Source organism: Lysinibacillus sphaericus, assembly GCF_001629735.1.
Lineage (GTDB): Bacteria > Bacillota > Bacilli > Bacillales_A > Planococcaceae > Lysinibacillus > Lysinibacillus pinottii.
Genome location: NZ_CP015224.1, coordinates 1,314,116 through 1,334,206, shown reverse-complemented (window position 1 = coordinate 1,334,206; position 20,091 = coordinate 1,314,116). Strand labels below are relative to the sequence as shown.

Sequence of the window (20,091 nt, the reverse complement as noted above, 5' to 3'; positions counted from 1 at the left end):
GTTATCCTCTCTCTTTCTATGAAATAAATAATCTGGAATATAAAAACTCATGTTTCATGGATGCCAATTCAATCCCTAACGCATTATTCGTTAAATCATCCATCGTTAACGACATCACTGTTTGCGCTGCTTCTTCTACCGAAATCAATAGCTCATTCAATGCTTGGACACCTGTATTTTGACCAAATGGTACAGCACGTACAGCATTTTGTACTAAGCCGCTAATTGAAGCATACATAAAGGTCATCACTGCGTGAAAGACATTGACACCAAGTGCCTCGCAATAAATTCCATAAAGCACAGCGTAATGTCCCTTCACTTCTTCACGCTCAATTTTCTCCTTCCATTGCAATAAAAAAGGGCATTCCATAAGTGGTGTCACCGTTCGCACAAATTGCTTCCCTACGTTTACACTCGCCTCTTTAGATTCTTTGGCCAGCTTCATAGCCCCACAAAGTTCATCCAGCTCTGTAAGACGAGCAAGATCTCTGTCTTTTGCTGCGTGGAATGCTTCTTGAATTAGTATCGCATCTCCATGCACTAAATTATGAAATAAATAGCCCTGACAAAATTCGATTAATTGATCCTTTGTGCGAATGAGATCTGCTTGAATATACGTTTCCATACCATAGGAATGTGTATAAGAACCTATTGGAAATGCCGAATCATGAATTTGCAATAGTTGCAGTATCGATAAATTAGTGAGAGTGTCCACGGTATTTGAATGGCTGCTTGAAACGTCTTTCTGTTGTTTCATAGTGCACCCCTATTTCATCTAATAATGGATTAATCGTATGATCCGCTCGTACGATGATTTCATTGTTTTCAATTAGGCAAGGGGTATGGCGATTCCCTAATTCGAAAGCTGATTTTCCCATTTCATGCATGTCGTTTGGCGTTATAACAATAACAGGCTCTAATTTTGTACGGATGGCGATACGACGATGTTCATCCTCCCATAATAAATCGCCATATTTTAATGGTTCATCCCCTTCTAAACGTAAAGCAATGTCTGTACCTTGATCTGTTTCTGTGCGTAGAATTCGTTTACTTAATTCCTCCCACTCTAGTTCAATCCACTCTGTTTTCTTTTCATGATGTTCTTCTTCGTGTGCAATGTTCCCCATGATTTTTTCAATTAACATATGTTTAGCACCTCATCGTCTTTTTATTGGCTGTTACGCTCACTTTAATTGCTTAGAATAAGAAATATCGTTGAGCCATCGGTAGTACATCCACTGGCTCGCATGTTGCTAATTCTCCATCAATTTTTACTTCATAGGTTTCTGGATTCACATCTATTTCTGGCGTCTCACTATTTAGTTTCATGTCAGATTTGCGAATATTTCGGCAATTCGAAACCGTCCCAATCATTCTTTTCAAGCCTAATTTTTCTGGCAAACCTTCTTCGACAGCTATTTTTGGTAAAAATGTCATGCCACAATTTTGAGGACCCTGTCCATAGAAGCCATAAGTCTGACGGCCTTTCATTGGCTGTGGTGTTGGAATGGATGCATTTGGATCTCCCGTAATCCCATAGACGGCAATACCAGCCTTGATGACCACTTCTGCCTTTACGCCAAAGAATGCTGGGTCCCATAAAACGATATCGGCTAATTTTCCTTCTTCCAATGAACCTACTTCATGGCTAATACCATGTGCAATTGCTGGGTTAATATTTAGCTTCGCCATATAGCGCTTGACACGGTAATTATCATGCTCCTTGCCCTCATCCTGTGGTAAAGGTCCACGTTGCTTTTTCATTTTGTCTGCTGTCTGGAACGTCCTAATCGTCACCTCTCCCACACGGCCCATCGCCTGTGAATCCGAAGACATAATGCTCAGGATTCCTAAGTCCTGCATAATATCTTCTGCAGCAATCGTTTCAGGACGAATACGTGAATCTGCGAATGCGACATCTTCTGGCACATCATGCTTCAAGTGATGGCACACCATCAGCATATCTAAATGCTCATCAATCGTGTTCGTTGTAAATGGTTTCGTAGGGTTCGTCGAAGCTGGCAAAATATTTGGTAAAGATGCCATTACTAGCTGGTCTGGCGCGTGTCCACCACCAGCACCTTCCGTATGGAAAATATGAATAACACGGCCACCGATGGCATTGATTGTATCTTCTACAAATCCTGCTTCATTTAATGTATCGGAGTGCAGGGCTACTTGAATATCGTATTCATCTGCAACAGTTAAGCTTTGGTCTAGTGCAGAAGGTGTTGCCCCCCAGTCCTCATGAATTTTCAAACCAATGGCACCTGCACGAACTTGCTCGATAATTGGTGCTGGGTCTGAGGCACTGCCTTTTCCAAGTAGTCCAACATTGATTGGAAAGCCTTCCATGGCCTGTAACATGCGATGTAGATGCCATTCACCTGCAGTTAAGCTTGTCGCCTTTGAACCTGCTGCTGGTCCTGTTCCGCCGCCAATAAAAGTAGTTGTTCCTGCTAATAGGGCCGTCTCTACTTGATCGGGACTGATGAAATGGATATGGGTATCAATAGCACCTGCTGTAGCTATAAGCCCTTCACCTGCATATACCTCTGTCCCTACGCCGATAATCATGTCCTGATCGACACCATCCATACTATTCGGATTGCCAGCTTTGCCGATGCCAATAATTCGACCATCTTTAATACCGATATCAGCCTTCACAATACCCGTATAATCAATGATGACGACGTTTGTGATGACGGTATCTAGCACACCTTCATTGCGTGTATTTTTACCGTTTTGCCCCATCGAAACACGCAATGATTTACCACCACCAAAGACACCTTCATCTCCATAGGATGTATAGTCCTTCTCAATTTCGACCCACAAATCCGTATCGGCTAAACGCAATTTGTCGCCAACTGTAGGACCGAACATTTTCGCGTAAGCTTCATGTGTTACCTTCATTTTTCTTCCGCTCCTTTAAAGCCGCCTTCAATTGCCTTGTCTAAAATTTCATCTTTATGATGGGTAGACCCTTCTGTTAGCTTATTTAAGCCAAAGACATGCTGCTTACCACCAAATTCGACAAGCTCTACTTCTTTTTCTTCCCCAGGTTCAAAGCGAACGGCCGTCCCCGATGGAATATTTAAATGCATACCGATTGCATCTTCTCGATTAAATTCTAGAAATCTATTGACTTCTATAAAATGAAAATGTGAACCTACTTGAATCGGGCGATCTCCTGTATTGGCTACTAGTACCTTTTTGGTTGCCCTGCCTACATTGATTTCAATTACACCCTTCTTTGGTCGGATTTCTCCAGGAATCATTTACTCACACTCCTTTACTGAATTGGACGGTGAACTGTGACCAGTTTCGTACCATCTGGGAAGGTACATTCCACCTGTACATCTGAAATCATGTCACCGACACCCTCCATTACGTCCTCTGCTGTCAGAACATGCTTTGCCTCACTCATTAGCTGTGCAACAGTTTTTCCATCTCTAGCACCCTCCATTATAAAACTACTAATAAGAGCAACTGCTTCTGGATAATTCAACTTTAAGCCGCGAGCTTTTCTTTTCAGCGCAAGTTCTCCTGCTACATGGAGGAGTAGTTTTTCTTGTTCTACTGGTGATAGCTTCAAATTAATCTCTCTCTTTCCTATATTCAGAATTATCTTTCAATAACAATTTTCGAAGCATACTTCCTTTCAATTGCATGTGCTTTTTAATAACCATTTAGTTTTTAAGCATATAATTGTTGTCTTACAAATTATGATTTCGCAAGGGATATGCGAAGAGAAATAGAAATGACTTGTTGACCCGGCAAACGCGGGTTGCAATAGTTGAAGTGAGTAATAGAGGTAACAGCTAGTCCATTATAAAAAACTACATTAAAAAATTCAACATTTTTATTTATCTGTGAATTTACAAGTTTTATAAATAACTCACAAAAAAAGAGGCTTATTTTACAGAAAATCGGTCAACTGTAAATAAGCCTCTTATCATGTTGAGTAAAGTGAAAATAAAATTATACTAAAAAAATTGTAATTTTATGTTATTAGGGTTATTATTTCAGGGCTATAAACCCTTGAAATTTTTCACTTATATCTTATACCCCAAACTTATTTGTTAATTTTTGTAAATCATCAGCTTGTATGCTTAAATCCTGTGTGACGTGATTGACAGCTTGCATAGACGCAGTTTGCTCATCCATTGATTGCAAAACAGCCTCTGTATAATTCGATAATCTGCCCATTCCATCCGCAATCGTTATGACGGTTGATGCCACCTCATTAGCGCTACTAGCGAGCTGTTCAGCTGTTGCGGAAATGTCTTCAAGCTGGTTATTCATTCGACTTACATGCTGAGAGATTGTCCCAAATGATTTTGTCGCCTCATCAATGACATAAACACCTTGCTGAACATTTTTCAAATCCTCGTCCACAGAGGAAGCGACTTGTTTTGTATCATGTTCAATACCTACGACTAAGTCAACGATTTGCGTAGCAGATTGCTTCGATTGCTCAGCTAATTGGCGCACCTCTTCGGCCACTACTGCAAAGCCTTTACCATGTTCTCCCGCCCTTGCTGCTTCTATGGCAGCATTTAAAGCTAATAAATTCGTTTGATCTGTAATCGCTGTAATCATATCAGTCATCGATTTAATATCTGACATTTTAGTGGATAGCTGCTGCATAAGACCACTAGTTATCTCTGTTGACGATGAAATATATTGCATCTGTTCTTTCGCTACATGTAAAATGCTTACCCCGTTTCCAGCAACCTCATTCGCCTCTTTGGCATGACTAAAAACATCCTGTGTAGCTACCGTAATTCGTTCAATTCCATCAACAGTTTCTTGCATAGCTTGGGCACTATCACTAGCGGATTGTGCAGCTTGCTTCAAGCCATCCGATGTTTTCTCTATCTGTTGGTCTACTTCTTCCACAGCTAGCGTAATTTCATTTGTACTTGCTGATAATTCTTCAATACTCGTCGATAAATCTGTAGAGCTATTCGCAATTTTTTGCGTCATTGTTCGTAATTGATTTTTCATGTCTAAAAAAGATTGTGCTAGCTGAGAGATTTCACCTTTGTCATGTACCTCAATGACAACTGTATCTAATTTGCCAGTAGTAATCCCTTGTGCAGCCTCCGTCAGCTGTTTGATGGGCTGTATCACTTTAAAATGGACATAGACCGTGTACGAAAGTGTAAGGACAATTCCTAAAATGGTTAAAACAGTTGCAAGCCATTCTAATGTTGTTACATTGGCCAAATCTAAAAATAAAATAATAATCATTAACACATTTAAAGCTGAAAAGCCAAGTAAACTCTTATTTCGTAAACTCATAACAAATTCCTCCAACTAAAATATTACTTCCATACCATTATTATAGTTGAATAATCCTAAAAACATAAGAAAAAGCCCCCTTTTCATAAGAATAAAGGTCTAAATCTCCATAAAAAAGACCGTAGACAGCCACGAAGGCATATCTACAGTCCTTACCATTATTTTAAATTCATGATGCTAGAGCCAGCGATACCTGGGTGTGTCATTTCATATGGGTCTAAAATTAGGTCTAGCTGTTCATTTGTTAAGACACCCGCTTCAATACAAAGTTCACGGATTGAACGACCTGTTAGAATCGCTTCACGCGCAAGACGAGCAGCAACTTCATAGCCAATATGAGGGTTCACAGCAGTTAGTACCCCTACACTTTTCTCTACATATTCTTTCATACGTTCTTCATTTGCTTCGATATCTTTTAAGCAGTTTTCTGTAAACGCACGGAAGACATTATTCATAATGCTGATAGATTGGATAAGGTTAAATACTAAAACAGGCTCCATAACATTTAACTCTAATTGACCAGCTTCAGAAGCTAATGAAATTGTATGGTCGTTACCAATTACTTGGAAAGCCACTTGGTTCAGTACTTCTGGCATAACAGGGTTCACTTTACCCGGCATGATAGAAGAACCTGGTTGACGAGCTGGTAAAAGGATTTCCCCTAAGCCGGCACGTGGACCAGAAGCCATTAAGCGTAAGTCATTAGCAATTTTCGACATATTAATCATACAAATTTTCAACGCACCCGATACTTCTGTATAAGCATCTGTATTTTGTGTAGCATCAACTAAATGTGTCGCACCTTTTAATGGTAAACCAGAGATTTCTGCAAGGTGCTCATCGACAGATTTAATATAATCTGGGAAGGCATTTAAACCTGTTCCTACAGCAGTAGCGCCCATATTTACATCATATAAGTTTGGACGTGTTTGACGAATACGTACAATATCACGGTTGATGACACGGCAATAAGCTTCGAACTCTTGTCCTAAGCGAATTGGCACAGCGTCCTGTAAGTGCGTACGTCCCATTTTAATGACATGTGCAAATTGCTCTGCTTTTTGATGGAAAACAGATTGCATATAATCCATCGTTTCTAATAATTCATCTATTAAATTTAACACAGCGATATGAATAGCTGTTGGGAAAGCATCGTTTGTTGATTGTGACATATTGACATGACTGTTTGGACTTACTGTATGATAGTCACCCTTTTCTTTTCCTAAAATTTCTAGGGCACGGTTGGCGATGACTTCGTTGGCATTCATATTGATGGATGTTCCTGCTCCACCTTGGATTGGGTCTACAAGGAATTCTGCATCCCATTTGCCATCAATTACTTCTTGTGCTGCTTCGACAATTGCCTCACCAATTTCTTTTGATAATAGGTGTACTTCCATATTACTTAAAGCAGCTGCTTTCTTCACAATCCCCATCGCTTTAATAAGTGAAGAGTGAATTGTGTAGCCTGTAATCGGGAAGTTTTCCGTTGCACGTAATGTTTGAATTCCGTAATAAGCCTCTGCTGGTAATACGCGCTCACCTAAAAAATCTTTTTCTATACGTTGTGTTGACATCATTGTCGTCTCCTTTTATGTAATACTCACACTTGATAGTAGCTAATAAAAGTCGTATTGTAAACAGTCATTTTTCTGTAAACGAAAAAAATCCTTCAAAAAAGCAAAGAAATCGCTAAAAACCGAGCACATTTTAATAATGCCCTAGCATTATTAGCCGATTACCAAAATAATTAGGCAACTGTTTGAGATCGTATTACAACAGCTACTGTCTCGTTCAGCAATTATGCAAAAAAACCAATAGAATAACCGACTAGGTCCATTCTATTGGTTTGTTCCTTCTTCTATTATTTATTCGATGTGACAGTAAAACGGCTATTTTGATGTTGAGGATTTTCAAGCTCATCCAATACTGCCACTGCATAATCTGCGTAGCTTACATAACTTTCACCAGCTTCATTTACTAATAAATGATCTACCCCTGCTGTATAGTGACCTGTACGTGGACCTTCTGGATCAAAAAATGCAGACGGACTTAAAAATGTCCAATGGATAGCAGATTGTTGTAGATCCTGTAGGTTTTGTCCTTGATTTTGCGCAGTTGCTAGGTACAAAGCTGGGAAATCTGGTGTTTCCATCACACGAATTTGTTTTTCAGGGTCTACAAAAAGGCTGCCTGCCCCTCCGACAACAAATAATCTTGTATCAATGCCTTTAAAAATTTCGATTAAATGACGACCAGCTTTCACATGTAAATCCTCCTGACCTGCTGGTGCGCCAAACGCATTCACCACTACATCGAAGCCTTTCATTTCTTCTTGCGTTAAATGAAACACGTCTTTTTCAATTACGGGGATAGCTGTTGTTACTTTTGCTGCAGAACGAACGATGGCTGTTACTTCATGACCACGTTGCACCGCTTCCTCTACTATTTTTTGTCCTGCTTTACCTGTTGCACCAATGACAGCAATTTTCATTGTATGTTCCTCCTTAAATTATAGTTGTAACTATTTTAGTTACAGGTTAGATACAGAAAGACCATCTTCGCTTAAGTACGAAGCTGATCTAGCACATCCTGCAAAGTTTGTGCGTGTAGCTGTGCTTCCATTGCCTGCCAAATAGATGTATACACATCTTCCAAAGTATGTTGGATTTCTCGTCCCACTGCACACGCTGGATTTGGCTCATCATGAATTGCAAAAAGCTGTTCTGGCCCATTGATTGCTTGATAAATTGCTAAAAGTGTTAAATTCTTTGGCTCCACTAAAAGCTCGTACCCTGCAACCCCGGAATGTGATAAAAGTAATCCTGCCTTTTTCAGAACACCAATCATTCGTCTTACGACCACTGGATTTGTATTTACACTCCCAGCGATAAAGTCCGATGTAAGTAAGCTTTTATCAGATGTTGTAGCAATTAGCGAAAGAATATGGATCGCCACCGAAAATCGACTGTTCACCATATGTATCACCACCTGTTGTAACCATTATAGTTACAGGTAAGTAAAAAAGCAAGCACTTTGTTTTTCACTACCTGTCTTTATTTTTACGTTTCTTCATGTCATTATACATACAACTTAGATTTTATTTACATATATCACTAGCTCCTGTCGTATTTGCCCATTGTCCTCATAAAAATCTAAATTATGAAATTCATATTTAAAATGACCTACCGGAAAAGTCACACTTTCTCCCTGTACAGCCGCAAGTATACCTGCCACATCGTGTGAAACCATGTGTAATAATTCATCGCCCGTGACTGAATCTAGAAAGATTACGTTCATAAAAAACACCTCCACAGCTATTATAGCTTAGAAGGCGCTTACATTTATAGTCTTTCTTTATAGCCTTTCATACGAATTTCTTCAATCACTTGCATCATGTCGAAAAGTTGTTGCCGGGATAAATGGGAAGTGTGAGCGTCCTGCGCCTTTTGCTCGGAAACCATTTTTCGTTCTAGATGATTAGACTGTTGGGGATTATCTTCCACTTGAAGTACTGTTGTTTTCTTCACCATTTCACCTCTACCATAAATTTGACCGACATTCCATTTCAAATCATGCTAACAATCCCACAATTACTATAATCAAGTTCCTAGCAATCAGTCATCCAACTGCTAGCCTATTTAGTAAAACATATATTTTGACCTACTTATTGAGCCTAAAAAACAGCAGCCAAACTGGCTGCTGCTTATGTTAGACGGCAATCGGCGCTTTAATAGCGGGATGTGGGTCATAGCCCTCGATTGATAAATCCTCAAGCTCGATATCAAAAATCGAAGTTTTATTTGGATTGATGTGTAATGTCGGTAGGTCCTTTGGCTCCCGAGCAAGCTGTTCTTTTACTTGTTCTACATGGTTCGCATAAATATGAGCATCCCCAATGCTATGAATAAATTCACCCACCTCTAATCCACACTCATGTGCAATTAAATGAGTTAACAATGCGTAAGAAGCTATATTAAAAGGACAGCCTAATAAAGTGTCTAAGCTTCTTTGCATAAGCTGACAGCTTAATTTGCCATTAGATACATAAAATTGGAACATAACATGACATGGTGGCAATGCGGCTTTACTGCCCTTCGCACCTGCATTGATTACATCCTCAGGGTTCCACGCATTGACAATAATCCGACGTGAATCTGGATTATGCTTTATTTGATGAATGACATCCTGTAACTGGTCGATACTTTCCCCAGTAGAAGTTGACCAATGACGCCATTGCTTGCCATAGACATTACCAAGCTCTCCATATTTTTGAGCAAAATCATCATCGGCTAAAACACGCTCACAAAAAGAGGCTAACTCTTGTTGGTACATGGTATTAAATGCGTCATCGACTAAACAACGTCGACCAAAATCGGTCATATCCGGGCCAGTATAATCATCTGATTCCACCCATCTTTTAAATGCCCATTCATCCCAAATATGATTATTATGTTGCAATAGATAACGGATATTCGTATCCCCTTTAATGAACCATAACAATTCGCTCGCGACAAGCTTAAAAGGTACGCGCTTTGTCGTTAAAAGTGGAAACCCTTTGCTTAAATCAAAACGCATTTGATAACCAAAGACGCTATATGTCCCCGTCCCAGTTCGATCCTCTTTTTTCGTGCCATTTTCTAATATATGTTGTAGTAAATTTAAGTACGCCATTTCTGGATGCGTCATTTTTCTTCAACAGCTCCTTCCAGTTTGCTGTTGACCATTATACCATTTCATCCCGGATTTTCGTATGAAGAAATTATTTCATTGTAAGCCTGAATGAGAGGAAGAGTTCTTCAGCTCTCTCGAAATCTCATTCTCTGTCGTGACAAAAAAGGTAGGAAGCAAAATAATATTTAATAAAACAGGGCCTACAATCACTAATAAATCGATGCCTGGACTAAAATATAGACCGAATGCTGTAATCAGCCCCGAAAAAACAAGGAATACAATTTGCGCAACAATAATCATGATTGGCAATGATTGATACATGTAATTTAGCTTACGGAACTGATGTAAATTGGCTGGATTGTCGATGACTTTCCTTTTTAACCGTCTCGATAAAATAAAACAAGCAAGCAATTGAACCACCATAAAACTAAAATAAATGACCGCATAAAGGATAAATGGAAGTTTCTGTATCGTACCATCAAAATGACCGACTCTTTGGTTTAATAAATCATTAACGGCTCCTTCATACACATATTGACGTTCACTTAAAAAAGGAAAAGGCTCCATAAAACCGAGTGCTGCCCAATCCTTCGTATTCACCGTCCAATTCGATAATTTACTCGCTAAAATTTTCAATTGAATTGGATCTTGCTCGCCAAACATTCCTACCAAAATACTATAAGGAATGGCTACTTTTAGCTGTCCATCTTGTTTTTCTTGAAATAGATCCTGAATGTAAAAGGTATAGGATACATCTGATTTATTGGTATCGTAACGAGCCTCTTCAATTTCCCAATGGCTGGCTAGGGATGCTTGAATGCCATTTCTCATCTCCGTATATGGGATATCTTTATGTAATCTCTTTGGAATTTTATAAACAAAATGGTTATCACTACCGATTAGACAAATTTCAACTTCCACTTTATCTTCATTAACCATCTTAGCCTTCGTGGTCAATGGGCTCGTAATCAACGCAATCAAGAAAAAAAGAATCAGTGTTAAAACGCCTTTTTTCACGTAAAAGTCCCCCTTTTCGTCATAATTATTAAATTTACACTATCATAGCCATGTCCGAAAAAACTATTTCGTCATTCCGAAAACGCAATAGTGGTTTTCCGAAAGCCTATATTTCGGTATTCCAAATTTATCAATAATTAGCGATAATATATAGGAGTTTATTATCATCTAACAAACAGAGGTTTCATAATGAAAAAATGGACATATGGTATTTTTCTTACCTATTTAATGCTCGGCACCTACGTATTAGCAATTGCCATAAAAACACCTTTTATTAGTCTCACCCTTGATACGACAAGCGGGCAAGCAGCTATTATGGATAGCTACTATTCTTCCTGGGCTTCTCAACAAAATATTGAACAGGGTGATATTGTTCTAGCCATTGATGGGCAACCTTCCTGGGAAAATCGCTCTGTGCAATTATTCTCACTGATTAGAAGTGCCAAACAACTAACTATCCAAAAGTCTGATGGGATGATTCAAACAGTTGATGTGAGACATATAGATATGCCAGAAGAATTATATTTGCAAATTCTATTCCCGATTTTCTATTTTCTTCTCGCTTTCGGTGTAGCTATTTATTTATGGCGACGCAACAAGGATAACCCTCCAACATTTTTATTGACGTTATTTTTATTAACCTGCTCCTTGGCTTATATTAGTACAGGGGCATCAGCAAGGGGCAATCTCATTGGCCAAGTAGTTATTGGTATAGGTATTATTTTATGCATGGTGCTTTTCATTCATTTTTTACAGCATTTTTTCCATTATCTTCAAATTCAATGGACTTATATGGACAGCAAGTGGCTGTATTTTTCACCATTCATCATCCCAGGTTGTTACTTATTGGAAGGCTTAAAACCGTCATTCCGAGAGATTACCCCTCTCCTGAACTTAGGTATATTCGCCATCCTTGTGCTATATGCTATTTATATTTTATTAACGAGTTATTTGCGCACAAAATTGGCTAAAATTCGGTTGATTGCCATTGCCTTTATCATTCCGTTTTTACCATTTCTGATGTTTTTCGTGACACCTGAAATTTTAGGGCATAAGCCGTTATTACACGCTGACATAGCCTCGTTATTTTTATTATTTATACCTTTTTCATTTCTGTTCATCCAAGTGAACGAACGATTATTTGATATTGAATACCAATTATCTCGATTACGTTATTATTCGACTCTGGCGTTTTTCAGTGCTCTCCTACTGACGACAGGTATAGCTCTTTTGTTTATGGGACAATTATCCATAGTGCATGTTACAAGTATTTTTTTACTAGTTTTCATGGTGATGATGGCTAGTTTTTATATAAAGGAACGTATTGATTTTAAGTATCGAAAAATTATTTTTTCTTCTACTGGAAATTATGTACATAATTTATATGCCGCCGTTCAACGTATGGGGAAGGCTAAAAATCAACAAGATTTACTGGAGCGCTTTAAGTATGAAATCACCGAAAAGCTAGGCACGACAGCCTTCAACATAAGCATAGTCACAGAAGATACACCTGCTCCCCTGCCCGAAACCCACTATACTCAATTGCTGCTACATGATGCAGGTGACGAAAAAATAGTGTTAGAAATTAAGCATGCGCTACAAAAGGAAGAACTGCTGTGGCTCGAGCTACTTGCACTATATGTTTCAATGTCTATTAATAATTTACAGCAAATTGAAGATTTAGTACTTGAAGTTCAACAAATGAAAAATACGAGTGATACACCCCTTCCTTGGCTTGATAAACTATTATGGAATATCATTGAGAAGGAAAAGAGTATTTTAGCACAGGAACTACATGATACGGTTTTGCAGGAGCAGCTACATTTAGCAAGAGAACTTGATGTCCTCGCTGGCACCCCTATAATTCAAAGGGAAACCATTTTGGATATTCGTGAACAGCTCCTGAATGCCACAAAGGATTTACGGGAATATTGTGAGAATTTAAGCCCGCCCCTATTGGATACCTTTGGCTTACAAATGGCCTTAAAAAAATTAATTCAAAAGGTAAAAATACGAGCCAATTTTTTAGTAAGCTCTCAAATTGAACGAGTAGAATTTAAGGATGTCACACTCCATCTAGTCGTCTATCGCCTAGTACAGGAGCTATTAAATAATGCGATTAAACATGCCAATGCCACAGAAGTGTCTTTAATCCTTCAAGCGATACCTCAAGGCTTTATTCTTCAATATGATGATAACGGTGTAGGCTGTAATATAGAGGATTTAATTCAGTCTTCCGCTTCTATGGGCATCAATGGAATTCGTGAGCGTGTCCGTGCCTTTAATGGGGACATTACCATCCAATCTAGCCATAATGAAGGCATGCATATTTTTATTCAAATACAAGAGGACGGGGATTCATATGATGAACATACTTATTATAGATGACCATCCTGTCGTTTTAGATGGTACAAAAACATTGTTACAGGATTTAGTCAATGTCCAGATTGAAACCGAACAGGATAGTACAGCAGTTATACGAAGAATGGATACAGAAGCCTTTCAGTTATTTCTCATTGATATTAATATGAAACCCATCAACGGTATCCAACTTGCCGAAATGATTAAGAAAAAACAACCAGATGCCCTCATTATTTTATATACAGGCTACGAGCTTTCTGATTATTATGAGCTATTAATTGAGAAAAAGATCGACGGTTTATTATCAAAGCTGGCAACCAAAGAGCAAGTCATTCAAACCATTCAAGCTGCCCTTCGTGGTGAAATTTTACTGGCGGCAGACTTCTTAGACTTTGTCCAGCAACGCTCTAACTTGCCGAATAGCCGCCAGGAAGTATTGCTCAGTGATAAAGAACAGGAGATTTTACAGCTCGTGGCTCAAGGCTGTACAAATAAAGCCATTGCATCTGCCATCGGTGTTACCCAAAGAACCGTTGAGAATTATTTGTCCAAGCTATTCGTTAAATTAAACGTTGAATCTCGTGCGGAGGCAGTGATTGTTGCAAAGGAAAAGGCATGGATTGACTAATGCTAGAAGATCGTTTCATTACTAATAGATTACAATTGTAAATTTTTTCTTACTAAAAACGGAATTTACTGGATATACAAACAATTCTGTACTATAATAAAACTAATAATTACATTACTTCATTGCTACGATTAAAAACGAGTATTCAAAGGGAATACGCTTTTTATATGTATTGAAGAAATTGATTGTTGAATTTTTTTGGGAGGGTGTTTACATGACACAAGGGACAGTAAAATGGTTTAACGCAGAAAAAGGTTTTGGCTTCATCGCAGTGGAAGGTGGCAATGATGTATTCGTACATTTCTCAGCTATCCAAACAGATGGCTTCAAAACTTTAGAAGAGGGCCAAAAAGTTGAATTCGGCGTAGAAGAAGGCAACCGTGGACCTCAAGCAACGAATGTAGTGAAACTATAATATTCACCTCACATAGACGAGCAAATGAAAAGAGACATCCTTAAATTGGATGTCTCTTTTTTCATGTTCTCGCAGTAAGACTTATGATGGCAATATACAACGGGTATCCCCCAAGCATGACCAACAGGATAAGTCCTTGCACTGGGACTGGCATATCTCCTCGATGGGAAATAGGAAACAGATAGGCAAAAATCATTGTGAACATCACAGTATACGGGAACCATAAAATCATTGTTGCATAAACCCATCGACGATGCCCAAGCCATGTAACTGAGAGCCTATACATAAATATCGTCGCTACAATAAGCCCCACTAATTGAACAATAAGAAGGAAAAGATCCAACTTATCCCCTGCCCAGCCCGTAAGTCGTAGTAGTCGATAATAATTGAGTTGTAAGGCCATAGATAGAAAGAAAATCAAACCATACAGCAGACTAACCATATTCAATTTTAGAAAAAAGGACATCTTCATCGCAATTTTCCTTTCATAAGTATGGCTTAGCTTGAATACTTCGAAGCACGCCATCTATCTGAATGAGTGGCTCCCTCATTCACTTAGGAGCGGGGTCCTGTTGCAAATAAGAAAAGGAGTTCCTACGCATAAGAATGCAAGCCTGCAATCACTAGATTAACAAACACTTGGTTAAACACGATGATACCGAAGCCAATAATGGCAAGCCATGCTGTTTTCTCTCCTTCCCAGCCTTTGGATAAACGGAAATGAAGAAAGGCTGCGTAAAATAAAAAAGTAATCAATGCCCAAACTTCTTTAGGGTCCCATCCCCAGTAACGACTCCAAGCTATTTGTGCCCAAATCATGGCAAACAACAGTCCACCTAATGCGAATAACGGGAAGCCTATGACAACTGCTCGATAGGAGATTTCATCCATTAATTGTGGCTGTACGCGACTTGTCCATGGCTTTAATATGGCACTCACCGATTTTCTTGTGACCAGACGAATGGCAGCATAGAGGACCGTACCAATCATAAATGCCCAGACAATTGAATTGAACTTTTTAGCATCTATTTTATTTGTCATTTGGATGAATCCAACCGCATCACCAGTTTCTGTGACCGCTCCTTTATTCACAATCAAGGGTTTCATGGAATAGATTACTTTTTCTGACTGACCTTGAGCATTTTCGAATTGTACCTGTACGTCATCCGCTGCAAGGCTGAAAAAAGTCGAAATGCCGATAAATCCAATTACGACAACCAAGCAATACAAGACGAATTCTAACGAATATGTACTGATGGATTTTTTGGAAACATCCAATGTTTTTAATAAAAATATTAATCCAGTGGCAAAGGACACCGATAAAATAGCACTGGAAAAAGCGACGGTCATCACATGTATAGTTAACCAGTGACTTTGTAAAGACGGAACGAGTGGTGACACTTCTTTTGCGAAAACGCTTCCATAGCCAAGAATGATTAAGGACACAGGAATTGTAAATAAGCCCACAACAAGTTGCTTGTATAAAAAATGGATGATGAGATAACTCCCTGTGAGCATGATGCCAAAGAACGTCATAAATTCGTACATATTGCTGACGGGTGCATGTTCTACAGCTACCCATCTCACCACAAAATAAACGAGCTGTAGGACAAAGGCAACAGAGGTAAGGAGTATACCAAACTGACCAAACATCTTCCCCTTCGATTTGACAGCAAGTCCTAATGGCACAATGGCAATCAGTAATAGGATGAAGGCAAAAAATAAGGCATTACTACTAATGGCTAATAAGGTTTCTTGATTCAACGGAATCCCTCCAACGTCTTTTAATACGGAATTTGCTTCCAAATAATAAGAACGCTTCGGATGACAGGAAGTGCCATAATTTCCTTTTAAATTTTTTTATTTTTAAGAATTGTTACATTTTTATGACGAAACAAATCATAAGATATTTGACAAGGTCTTGTTTATCTGAAGAAACGGTCATATTCTAACCATAAAAGACATTCATCCTTCCATGAAAAATAGCAACAGGCACAATGGATTGACCTCATTCACGAATTATTGAAAGTAAGCAACAAAAAAGCGGCTATCCACACTGCTGGCATAGGATGGGCTTATCTAGTTCAGCTATAGGGGCAGTAAATAAACAGGTACGTTACCTCGACAGTCAATTTCTTCTAGTAAAGCGCGGAGGCTGAACCAATGGTGAACCCTATTAGGTATAACAAAACGAGTTGGAAAAGAGTGATGATGAAAAGAAGTATGATGCGTAAAGTATTAGGAGGTTTAACAAAAAGGATATGAAAATACTGGATAGGAGCCATAATTATATAGGCTTTATGAAGGAAAACATTGTAAAAAAACAGGTCGCTGGGTGAAATTCTTTTAAACATGAATCACCGATAGACATGGGGATCATCATGGTAGCACCAAGTAATGCTCTACCATGCTCCAGGAAAGTTAGAAAATAATACACCAAAGACGTGAGGCTATATAGAAAACTGTGTGATGAGTAGAACCCACTAGCTTTCTTCCGAAAAAATAATTGTTAATAATTGGAACCTAAAACACGATTTAATAATGGCATGCCTCTATCTACATCTTACAAAAAATTGTATTATAAGTCTATTTCTTTTTCATTTCCCATGTGAAAATAATAGTGCGCACAAATGACATAACGTTATGTTTCACAAGCTGGAGGTTAAAATGAAACAAAATATTTATGACAATCCTGAATTTTTCAATCAATACAAGGCATTACGTCAAAGACCAACTAATTATAATCGTCTTTTAGAGCAACCTACCATGAAGTCTTTACTGCCACCTTTAACGAATTTACAAGTACTCGATATTGGCTGTGGCATGGGAGAATTCGCCCAATACTGTATCCAACACCACGCCAAGCATGTGACTGCTTTGGACGTATCAAGCAATATGCTATCCATCGCTCAGTCAGAAAATGCACATCCACAAATTGATTATAAACTACAAGCTATTGAGGATTATGAAGCATCCGCCAATCGTTTTGATTGTATCACAAGCTCACTTTCGCTTCATTATGTTGAAAATTTTGAGGCAGTCATTGGTCAAATAGCCCGAATGCTACGTCCAGACGGCGTTTTTATTTTCTCAGTGGAGCACCCGATTGCTACCGCTCGTCGAACGACGGAGGATAATTGGATGTATGATGAACAAGGTAAACAGCTACATTATGCAATGGATCACTACCAAGAGGAAGGCATAAGACAGCAAACATGGCTGGTGGAGGGAGTGGTCAAATATCATCGCACGATTGCTACCATCATCAATACATTAATTGATCATGGCTTATCAATTGACAAAATTGTTGAACCTCATCCAAGCGATGAAGCTATTCAACAGCTACCTTCTATTGAAAAGGAGCTTCGCCGACCATCCTTTTTATTCGTAAAAGCAAAAAAATAAATGCAAGCCTCACCCTACTACTGTGGTGAGGCTACAGACTGTTGAAAAACTCAAAAAATTTGAGAGTTTGCTTACAGTCTTTTTTCTTTTACAATGAAATAAAGTAAAGCCGTTGATTTCCACTACGGGCGGACGCTTTCCGCGGGCGGGGTCGAGCTGCTTCCCTCGCTTCGCTCAGTCCAGGATCTCGACTTTCCCGCTTTTCCCGCAGGAGTCGCCGCCCTTCGTTACAATCAACTTCTACATAAAGTACTTACTTTTATCTATATAGGGTGTTGAAAAGTAAATTTTTGAGGTGATAATTTATGCCAAGCGCAAAGAAACGATTGAGCGTGTCTTTGCGGATGCAAAAGAAAAGCATGGTATGCGATGGACAACCTTAAGAGGTCTAAAAAAATGGTCCATGCAGGCGATGCTTCATTTTGCTGCCATGAATTTAAAGAAACTAGCTACTTGGACGTGGCAGACAGCTTAAGAGAGCATCTATGCTCGAAGAGTATGTTGGATACAGCAATGATTTACCAAATATTGAAAATGAAAGAGATAGAAAAATAACAAAAGCCATCGAGAATGAACTTCTCGACGGCTTTTGTCTATAGTCTGAAGCCTCACCCTACTACTGTGGTGAGGCTATTTTTACATAAATAATTTCCGGGTCACCGTCATCAAGGTTTTCAATAACGCCGCTTTTGACAAACCCTAACGTCTGAAATACATTTTGCATCGTTTTATTAGACTGATTCGTAGAGGAAAAAACTTTCAACGTTGTGGACGTTTTTACATAAGCATTAATTAATGCAGAGGCTATACCTTTTCTTCGCTCTGATGGCTTAACCATGACCAAGGAAATGAAATCATAGCCAAAAAAGTCCTGAGTAAAAATTAAGAATCCTGTAATATCATCAGCAAAATGGTGAAGCAGACAACGTTTCTCCTCAATCGCTTGCTGAATTTCATCACTTCTGGATGAATTCCCAATCACCTCATGATCGATTGCACATAGTGCCTCCAAATGCTCCAACCTTGCCACTTTTATATCGCTCAAATCTCCACATCCTCTATATAATAACTCATGACCTTAAGCTCTTCGCCAAAGCCAATCGCCTGTTTACCCTCATCTACAAACCCACATTTTGCATAGAGTGCTTGTGCCGCTACATTTGGAATATTAACGCCTAGTACTAGCTCGTTAATGGATGGAAAATGCTGACGAACAAAGGTTGGTAACAATTGTAGAGCTTCCTTAGCATAGCCCTTGCCCTGTTCATGATAATCGGTAGAAAATGAGCGAATTAATAATGCCTGTTCATTCGAGGAATAAGGCCTCACTCCTTCTTTTTCATGTAACACAAAAAAGCTTACTAGCTTATCTCCATCTAAAGCTAAAACAGCATGTCTACTGTCATCCGACTTAGCAAGTTCAATGCTATCCTTTGGTGACTTTGTATAACGAAGCTGCTCTTCTGTAATGGTATATTGCTCTACTAACGATTGAGACTTGTCCTCATAAAGCATTAAAGTCAGAGCCATCAAAACTCCTCCTCGTAGAGAGCTGTAAATTCATAATCCCCCTCAACAAGCTGCTGTAAATATTCATCAAACGAAGAGGCAATGACTTCAAAGCCATCGGGATCATGGACATATCGAACCACTTGCCCTATTTGGCCCCTTTCAGTTGGCGAAAAATCAAGATACAAACTAGATGTTCCTCCATTATTCATGCAATCTGCAAAACATAATCGCTCATTCAACGGTACATGCATATTAATCTTATTATCTATGTCCACATACTCTAAAAAGTCCTGATAACGCTCAAAAATTGTGTCACGCTGATGTTGAAAATCTGCTAGGATTTGTTCAACTGACTTTAAATAATACGGGTAATCTCCCAAATCAGAGCCTAGTACAAGCACACTGATAGTTTCTTTTCCATGCTTGCAATGATAAGTGCCGTTGACATCCTGTAGTAGTTCAATTAAGGATTGCGGACTATGAGGAAATATTTCTAGTAAACTTTCAATTTGTGCATCTGAGGCACCTTGTGCCTTCTGTAATTGTTGTTGCTCCTCCTGCGGTAAAAATTGTAGTAAATTTTTAAAATAGGCTGTATGCACTGCCATTCCTTCCTCTCTTAAAAAATATTCCCCGAAATTGGTAGACATGGTACAATTTAAACATTCTAATTAAAGGAGTAGTGCCTGTGAGTGCGAAAAATGTAGTAGATGCTAACGTTTTGCTATCAATCTAGGGGTTGTAACAATACTTGCAGCCCTTATTAAAGGGA

At 38.9% G+C, this 20,091-nt stretch carries 22 protein-coding genes and 1 pseudogene; 5 read left to right on the top strand and 18 right to left on the bottom strand.

Going from position 1 to position 20,091, the window contains the following annotated elements:
• Positions 1–16: 16 nt before the first annotated feature.
• The 13 genes from A2J09_RS06540 to A2J09_RS06480 form a co-directional block, all read right to left on the bottom strand.
• A complete protein-coding gene (locus A2J09_RS06540; RefSeq protein ID WP_227256840.1) occupies positions 17–757 on the bottom strand; it encodes an urease accessory protein UreF in 741 nt (246 codons plus the stop codon).
• Entirely contained in the window at positions 699–1,145 is a 447-nt protein-coding gene (locus tag A2J09_RS06535) for an urease accessory protein UreE (RefSeq protein WP_012294328.1), read from the bottom strand. Before A2J09_RS06535 ends, A2J09_RS06540 begins: the two co-directional genes overlap by 59 nt.
• Before the next feature lie 52 nt (positions 1,146–1,197).
• The gene (gene ureC, locus A2J09_RS06530) at positions 1,198–2,913 is read right to left on the bottom strand and encodes an urease subunit alpha (RefSeq protein ID WP_012294327.1); all 1,716 of its coding nucleotides are present in this window, start codon (positions 2,911–2,913) and stop codon (positions 1,198–1,200) included.
• A complete protein-coding gene (locus A2J09_RS06525) occupies positions 2,910–3,278 on the bottom strand; it encodes an urease subunit beta (RefSeq protein ID WP_012294326.1) in 369 nt (122 codons plus the stop codon). The genes ureC and A2J09_RS06525 overlap by 4 nt, the downstream gene beginning before the upstream one ends.
• A gap of 14 nt (positions 3,279–3,292) precedes the next feature.
• On the bottom strand, positions 3,293–3,595 hold the full coding sequence (ureA, locus tag A2J09_RS06520) for an urease subunit gamma (protein WP_012294325.1): 303 nt from the start codon (positions 3,593–3,595) through the stop codon (positions 3,293–3,295).
• A 467-nt stretch (positions 3,596–4,062) separates the two neighbouring features.
• Positions 4,063–5,307 (bottom strand): methyl-accepting chemotaxis protein, encoded by a 1,245-nt coding sequence (locus A2J09_RS06515; RefSeq protein WP_031419862.1) that lies wholly within the window; start codon positions 5,305–5,307, stop codon positions 4,063–4,065.
• A gap of 158 nt (positions 5,308–5,465) precedes the next feature.
• Positions 5,466–6,887: an aspartate ammonia-lyase gene (gene aspA / locus A2J09_RS06510; RefSeq protein ID WP_012294323.1), complete on the bottom strand. Its 1,422-nt coding sequence runs from the start codon at positions 6,885–6,887 to the stop codon at positions 5,466–5,468.
• A 284-nt stretch (positions 6,888–7,171) separates the two neighbouring features.
• Positions 7,172–7,801: an NAD(P)-dependent oxidoreductase gene (locus A2J09_RS06505; RefSeq protein WP_012294322.1), complete on the bottom strand. Its 630-nt coding sequence runs from the start codon at positions 7,799–7,801 to the stop codon at positions 7,172–7,174.
• A 71-nt stretch (positions 7,802–7,872) separates the two neighbouring features.
• Complete coding sequence (locus A2J09_RS06500; RefSeq protein WP_012294321.1) at positions 7,873–8,286, bottom strand: Rrf2 family transcriptional regulator; 414 nt, start codon at positions 8,284–8,286, stop codon at positions 7,873–7,875.
• Positions 8,287–8,400: 114 nt separating this feature from the next.
• Complete coding sequence (locus tag A2J09_RS06495; RefSeq protein ID WP_031419865.1) at positions 8,401–8,607, bottom strand: hypothetical protein; 207 nt, start codon at positions 8,605–8,607, stop codon at positions 8,401–8,403.
• 44 nt (positions 8,608–8,651) lie between these two features.
• A complete protein-coding gene (locus A2J09_RS06490) occupies positions 8,652–8,840 on the bottom strand; it encodes a hypothetical protein (RefSeq protein WP_012294319.1) in 189 nt (62 codons plus the stop codon).
• Between the two features lie 178 nt (positions 8,841–9,018).
• Positions 9,019–9,996, bottom strand: coding sequence for a thymidylate synthase (locus A2J09_RS06485; RefSeq protein WP_012294318.1), 978 nt, complete (start codon positions 9,994–9,996; stop codon positions 9,019–9,021).
• A 78-nt stretch (positions 9,997–10,074) separates the two neighbouring features.
• A complete protein-coding gene (locus A2J09_RS06480) occupies positions 10,075–10,998 on the bottom strand; it encodes a hypothetical protein (protein WP_036161557.1) in 924 nt (307 codons plus the stop codon).
• A 189-nt stretch (positions 10,999–11,187) separates the two neighbouring features.
• On the opposite strand from A2J09_RS06480, the gene A2J09_RS06475 reads away from it, so the two are divergent.
• The 3 genes from A2J09_RS06475 (at position 11,188) to A2J09_RS06465 (ending at position 14,402) form a co-directional block, all read left to right on the top strand.
• Positions 11,188–13,386 carry a sensor histidine kinase gene (locus A2J09_RS06475; RefSeq protein ID WP_012294316.1) on the top strand — a complete coding sequence of 733 codons (2,199 nt, stop codon included), beginning with the start codon at positions 11,188–11,190 and terminating at the stop codon, positions 13,384–13,386.
• Positions 13,361–13,987, top strand: coding sequence for a response regulator transcription factor (locus tag A2J09_RS06470; protein WP_012294315.1), 627 nt, complete (start codon positions 13,361–13,363; stop codon positions 13,985–13,987). The genes A2J09_RS06475 and A2J09_RS06470 overlap by 26 nt, the downstream gene beginning before the upstream one ends.
• Positions 13,988–14,201: 214 nt before the next feature.
• Entirely contained in the window at positions 14,202–14,402 is a 201-nt protein-coding gene (locus A2J09_RS06465; protein WP_012294314.1) for a cold-shock protein, read from the top strand.
• Between the two features lie 61 nt (positions 14,403–14,463).
• Here the strand turns inward: A2J09_RS06465 and A2J09_RS06460 are convergent, their stop codons facing one another.
• Both A2J09_RS06460 and ccsB read right to left on the bottom strand, forming a co-directional pair.
• Positions 14,464–14,874: a hypothetical protein gene (locus tag A2J09_RS06460; RefSeq protein WP_031419870.1), complete on the bottom strand. Its 411-nt coding sequence runs from the start codon at positions 14,872–14,874 to the stop codon at positions 14,464–14,466.
• Between the two features lie 122 nt (positions 14,875–14,996).
• Positions 14,997–16,166, bottom strand: a complete 1,170-nt coding sequence (gene ccsB / locus A2J09_RS06455; protein WP_031419871.1) for a c-type cytochrome biogenesis protein CcsB — start codon at positions 16,164–16,166, stop codon at positions 14,997–14,999.
• Positions 16,167–17,069: 903 nt separating this feature from the next.
• Here ccsB and A2J09_RS06450 point away from each other — a divergent pair.
• The gene (locus A2J09_RS06450) at positions 17,070–17,807 is read left to right on the top strand and encodes a class I SAM-dependent methyltransferase (protein WP_036161554.1); all 738 of its coding nucleotides are present in this window, start codon (positions 17,070–17,072) and stop codon (positions 17,805–17,807) included.
• Between the two features lie 301 nt (positions 17,808–18,108).
• Positions 18,109–18,282 (top strand): annotated as a pseudogene (locus tag A2J09_RS06445) (transposase); the annotation flags it as partial.
• 141 nt (positions 18,283–18,423) lie between these two features.
• On the opposite strand, the gene A2J09_RS06440 reads toward A2J09_RS06445, so the two are convergent.
• Genes A2J09_RS06440 through A2J09_RS06430 form a run of 3 tightly spaced genes read right to left on the bottom strand, consistent with a single transcriptional unit; the run spans position 18,424 to position 19,927 of the window.
• A complete protein-coding gene (locus tag A2J09_RS06440; RefSeq protein ID WP_031419708.1) occupies positions 18,424–18,852 on the bottom strand; it encodes a GNAT family N-acetyltransferase in 429 nt (142 codons plus the stop codon).
• Positions 18,849–19,337: a GNAT family N-acetyltransferase gene (locus tag A2J09_RS06435; RefSeq protein ID WP_012294307.1), complete on the bottom strand. Its 489-nt coding sequence runs from the start codon at positions 19,335–19,337 to the stop codon at positions 18,849–18,851. Before A2J09_RS06435 ends, A2J09_RS06440 begins: the two co-directional genes overlap by 4 nt.
• Positions 19,337–19,927, bottom strand: coding sequence for an SMI1/KNR4 family protein (locus A2J09_RS06430; RefSeq protein WP_031419703.1), 591 nt, complete (start codon positions 19,925–19,927; stop codon positions 19,337–19,339). The genes A2J09_RS06435 and A2J09_RS06430 overlap by 1 nt, the downstream gene beginning before the upstream one ends.
• Positions 19,928–20,091 lie beyond the last annotated feature (164 nt).

Bases quoted from the DNA above. Each gene is read 5' to 3' on its own strand.
- A2J09_RS06540 (WP_227256840.1), bottom strand. From the start codon at position 757: ATGAAACAACAGAAAGACGTTTCAAGCAGCCATTCAAATACCGTGGAC.
- A2J09_RS06535 (WP_012294328.1), bottom strand. From the start codon at position 1,145: ATGTTAATTGAAAAAATCATGGGGAACATTGCACACGAAGAAGAACAT.
- ureC (WP_012294327.1), bottom strand. From the start codon at position 2,913: ATGAAGGTAACACATGAAGCTTACGCGAAAATGTTCGGTCCTACAGTT.
- A2J09_RS06525 (WP_012294326.1), bottom strand. From the start codon at position 3,278: ATGATTCCTGGAGAAATCCGACCAAAGAAGGGTGTAATTGAAATCAAT.
- A2J09_RS06515 (WP_031419862.1), bottom strand. From the start codon at position 5,307: ATGAGTTTACGAAATAAGAGTTTACTTGGCTTTTCAGCTTTAAATGTG.
- aspA (WP_012294323.1), bottom strand. From the start codon at position 6,887: ATGATGTCAACACAACGTATAGAAAAAGATTTTTTAGGTGAGCGCGTA.
- A2J09_RS06505 (WP_012294322.1), bottom strand. From the start codon at position 7,801: ATGAAAATTGCTGTCATTGGTGCAACAGGTAAAGCAGGACAAAAAATA.
- A2J09_RS06500 (WP_012294321.1), bottom strand. From the start codon at position 8,286: ATGGTGAACAGTCGATTTTCGGTGGCGATCCATATTCTTTCGCTAATT.
- A2J09_RS06495 (WP_031419865.1), bottom strand. From the start codon at position 8,607: ATGAACGTAATCTTTCTAGATTCAGTCACGGGCGATGAATTATTACAC.
- A2J09_RS06490 (WP_012294319.1), bottom strand. From the start codon at position 8,840: ATGGTGAAGAAAACAACAGTACTTCAAGTGGAAGATAATCCCCAACAG.
- A2J09_RS06485 (WP_012294318.1), bottom strand. From the start codon at position 9,996: ATGACGCATCCAGAAATGGCGTACTTAAATTTACTACAACATATATTA.
- A2J09_RS06475 (WP_012294316.1), top strand. From the start codon at position 11,188: ATGAAAAAATGGACATATGGTATTTTTCTTACCTATTTAATGCTCGGC.
- A2J09_RS06470 (WP_012294315.1), top strand. From the start codon at position 13,361: ATGATGAACATACTTATTATAGATGACCATCCTGTCGTTTTAGATGGT.
- A2J09_RS06465 (WP_012294314.1), top strand. From the start codon at position 14,202: ATGACACAAGGGACAGTAAAATGGTTTAACGCAGAAAAAGGTTTTGGC.
- A2J09_RS06460 (WP_031419870.1), bottom strand. From the start codon at position 14,874: ATGAAGATGTCCTTTTTTCTAAAATTGAATATGGTTAGTCTGCTGTAT.
- A2J09_RS06450 (WP_036161554.1), top strand. From the start codon at position 17,070: ATGAAACAAAATATTTATGACAATCCTGAATTTTTCAATCAATACAAG.
- A2J09_RS06435 (WP_012294307.1), bottom strand. From the start codon at position 19,337: ATGGCTCTGACTTTAATGCTTTATGAGGACAAGTCTCAATCGTTAGTA.
- A2J09_RS06430 (WP_031419703.1), bottom strand. From the start codon at position 19,927: ATGGCAGTGCATACAGCCTATTTTAAAAATTTACTACAATTTTTACCG.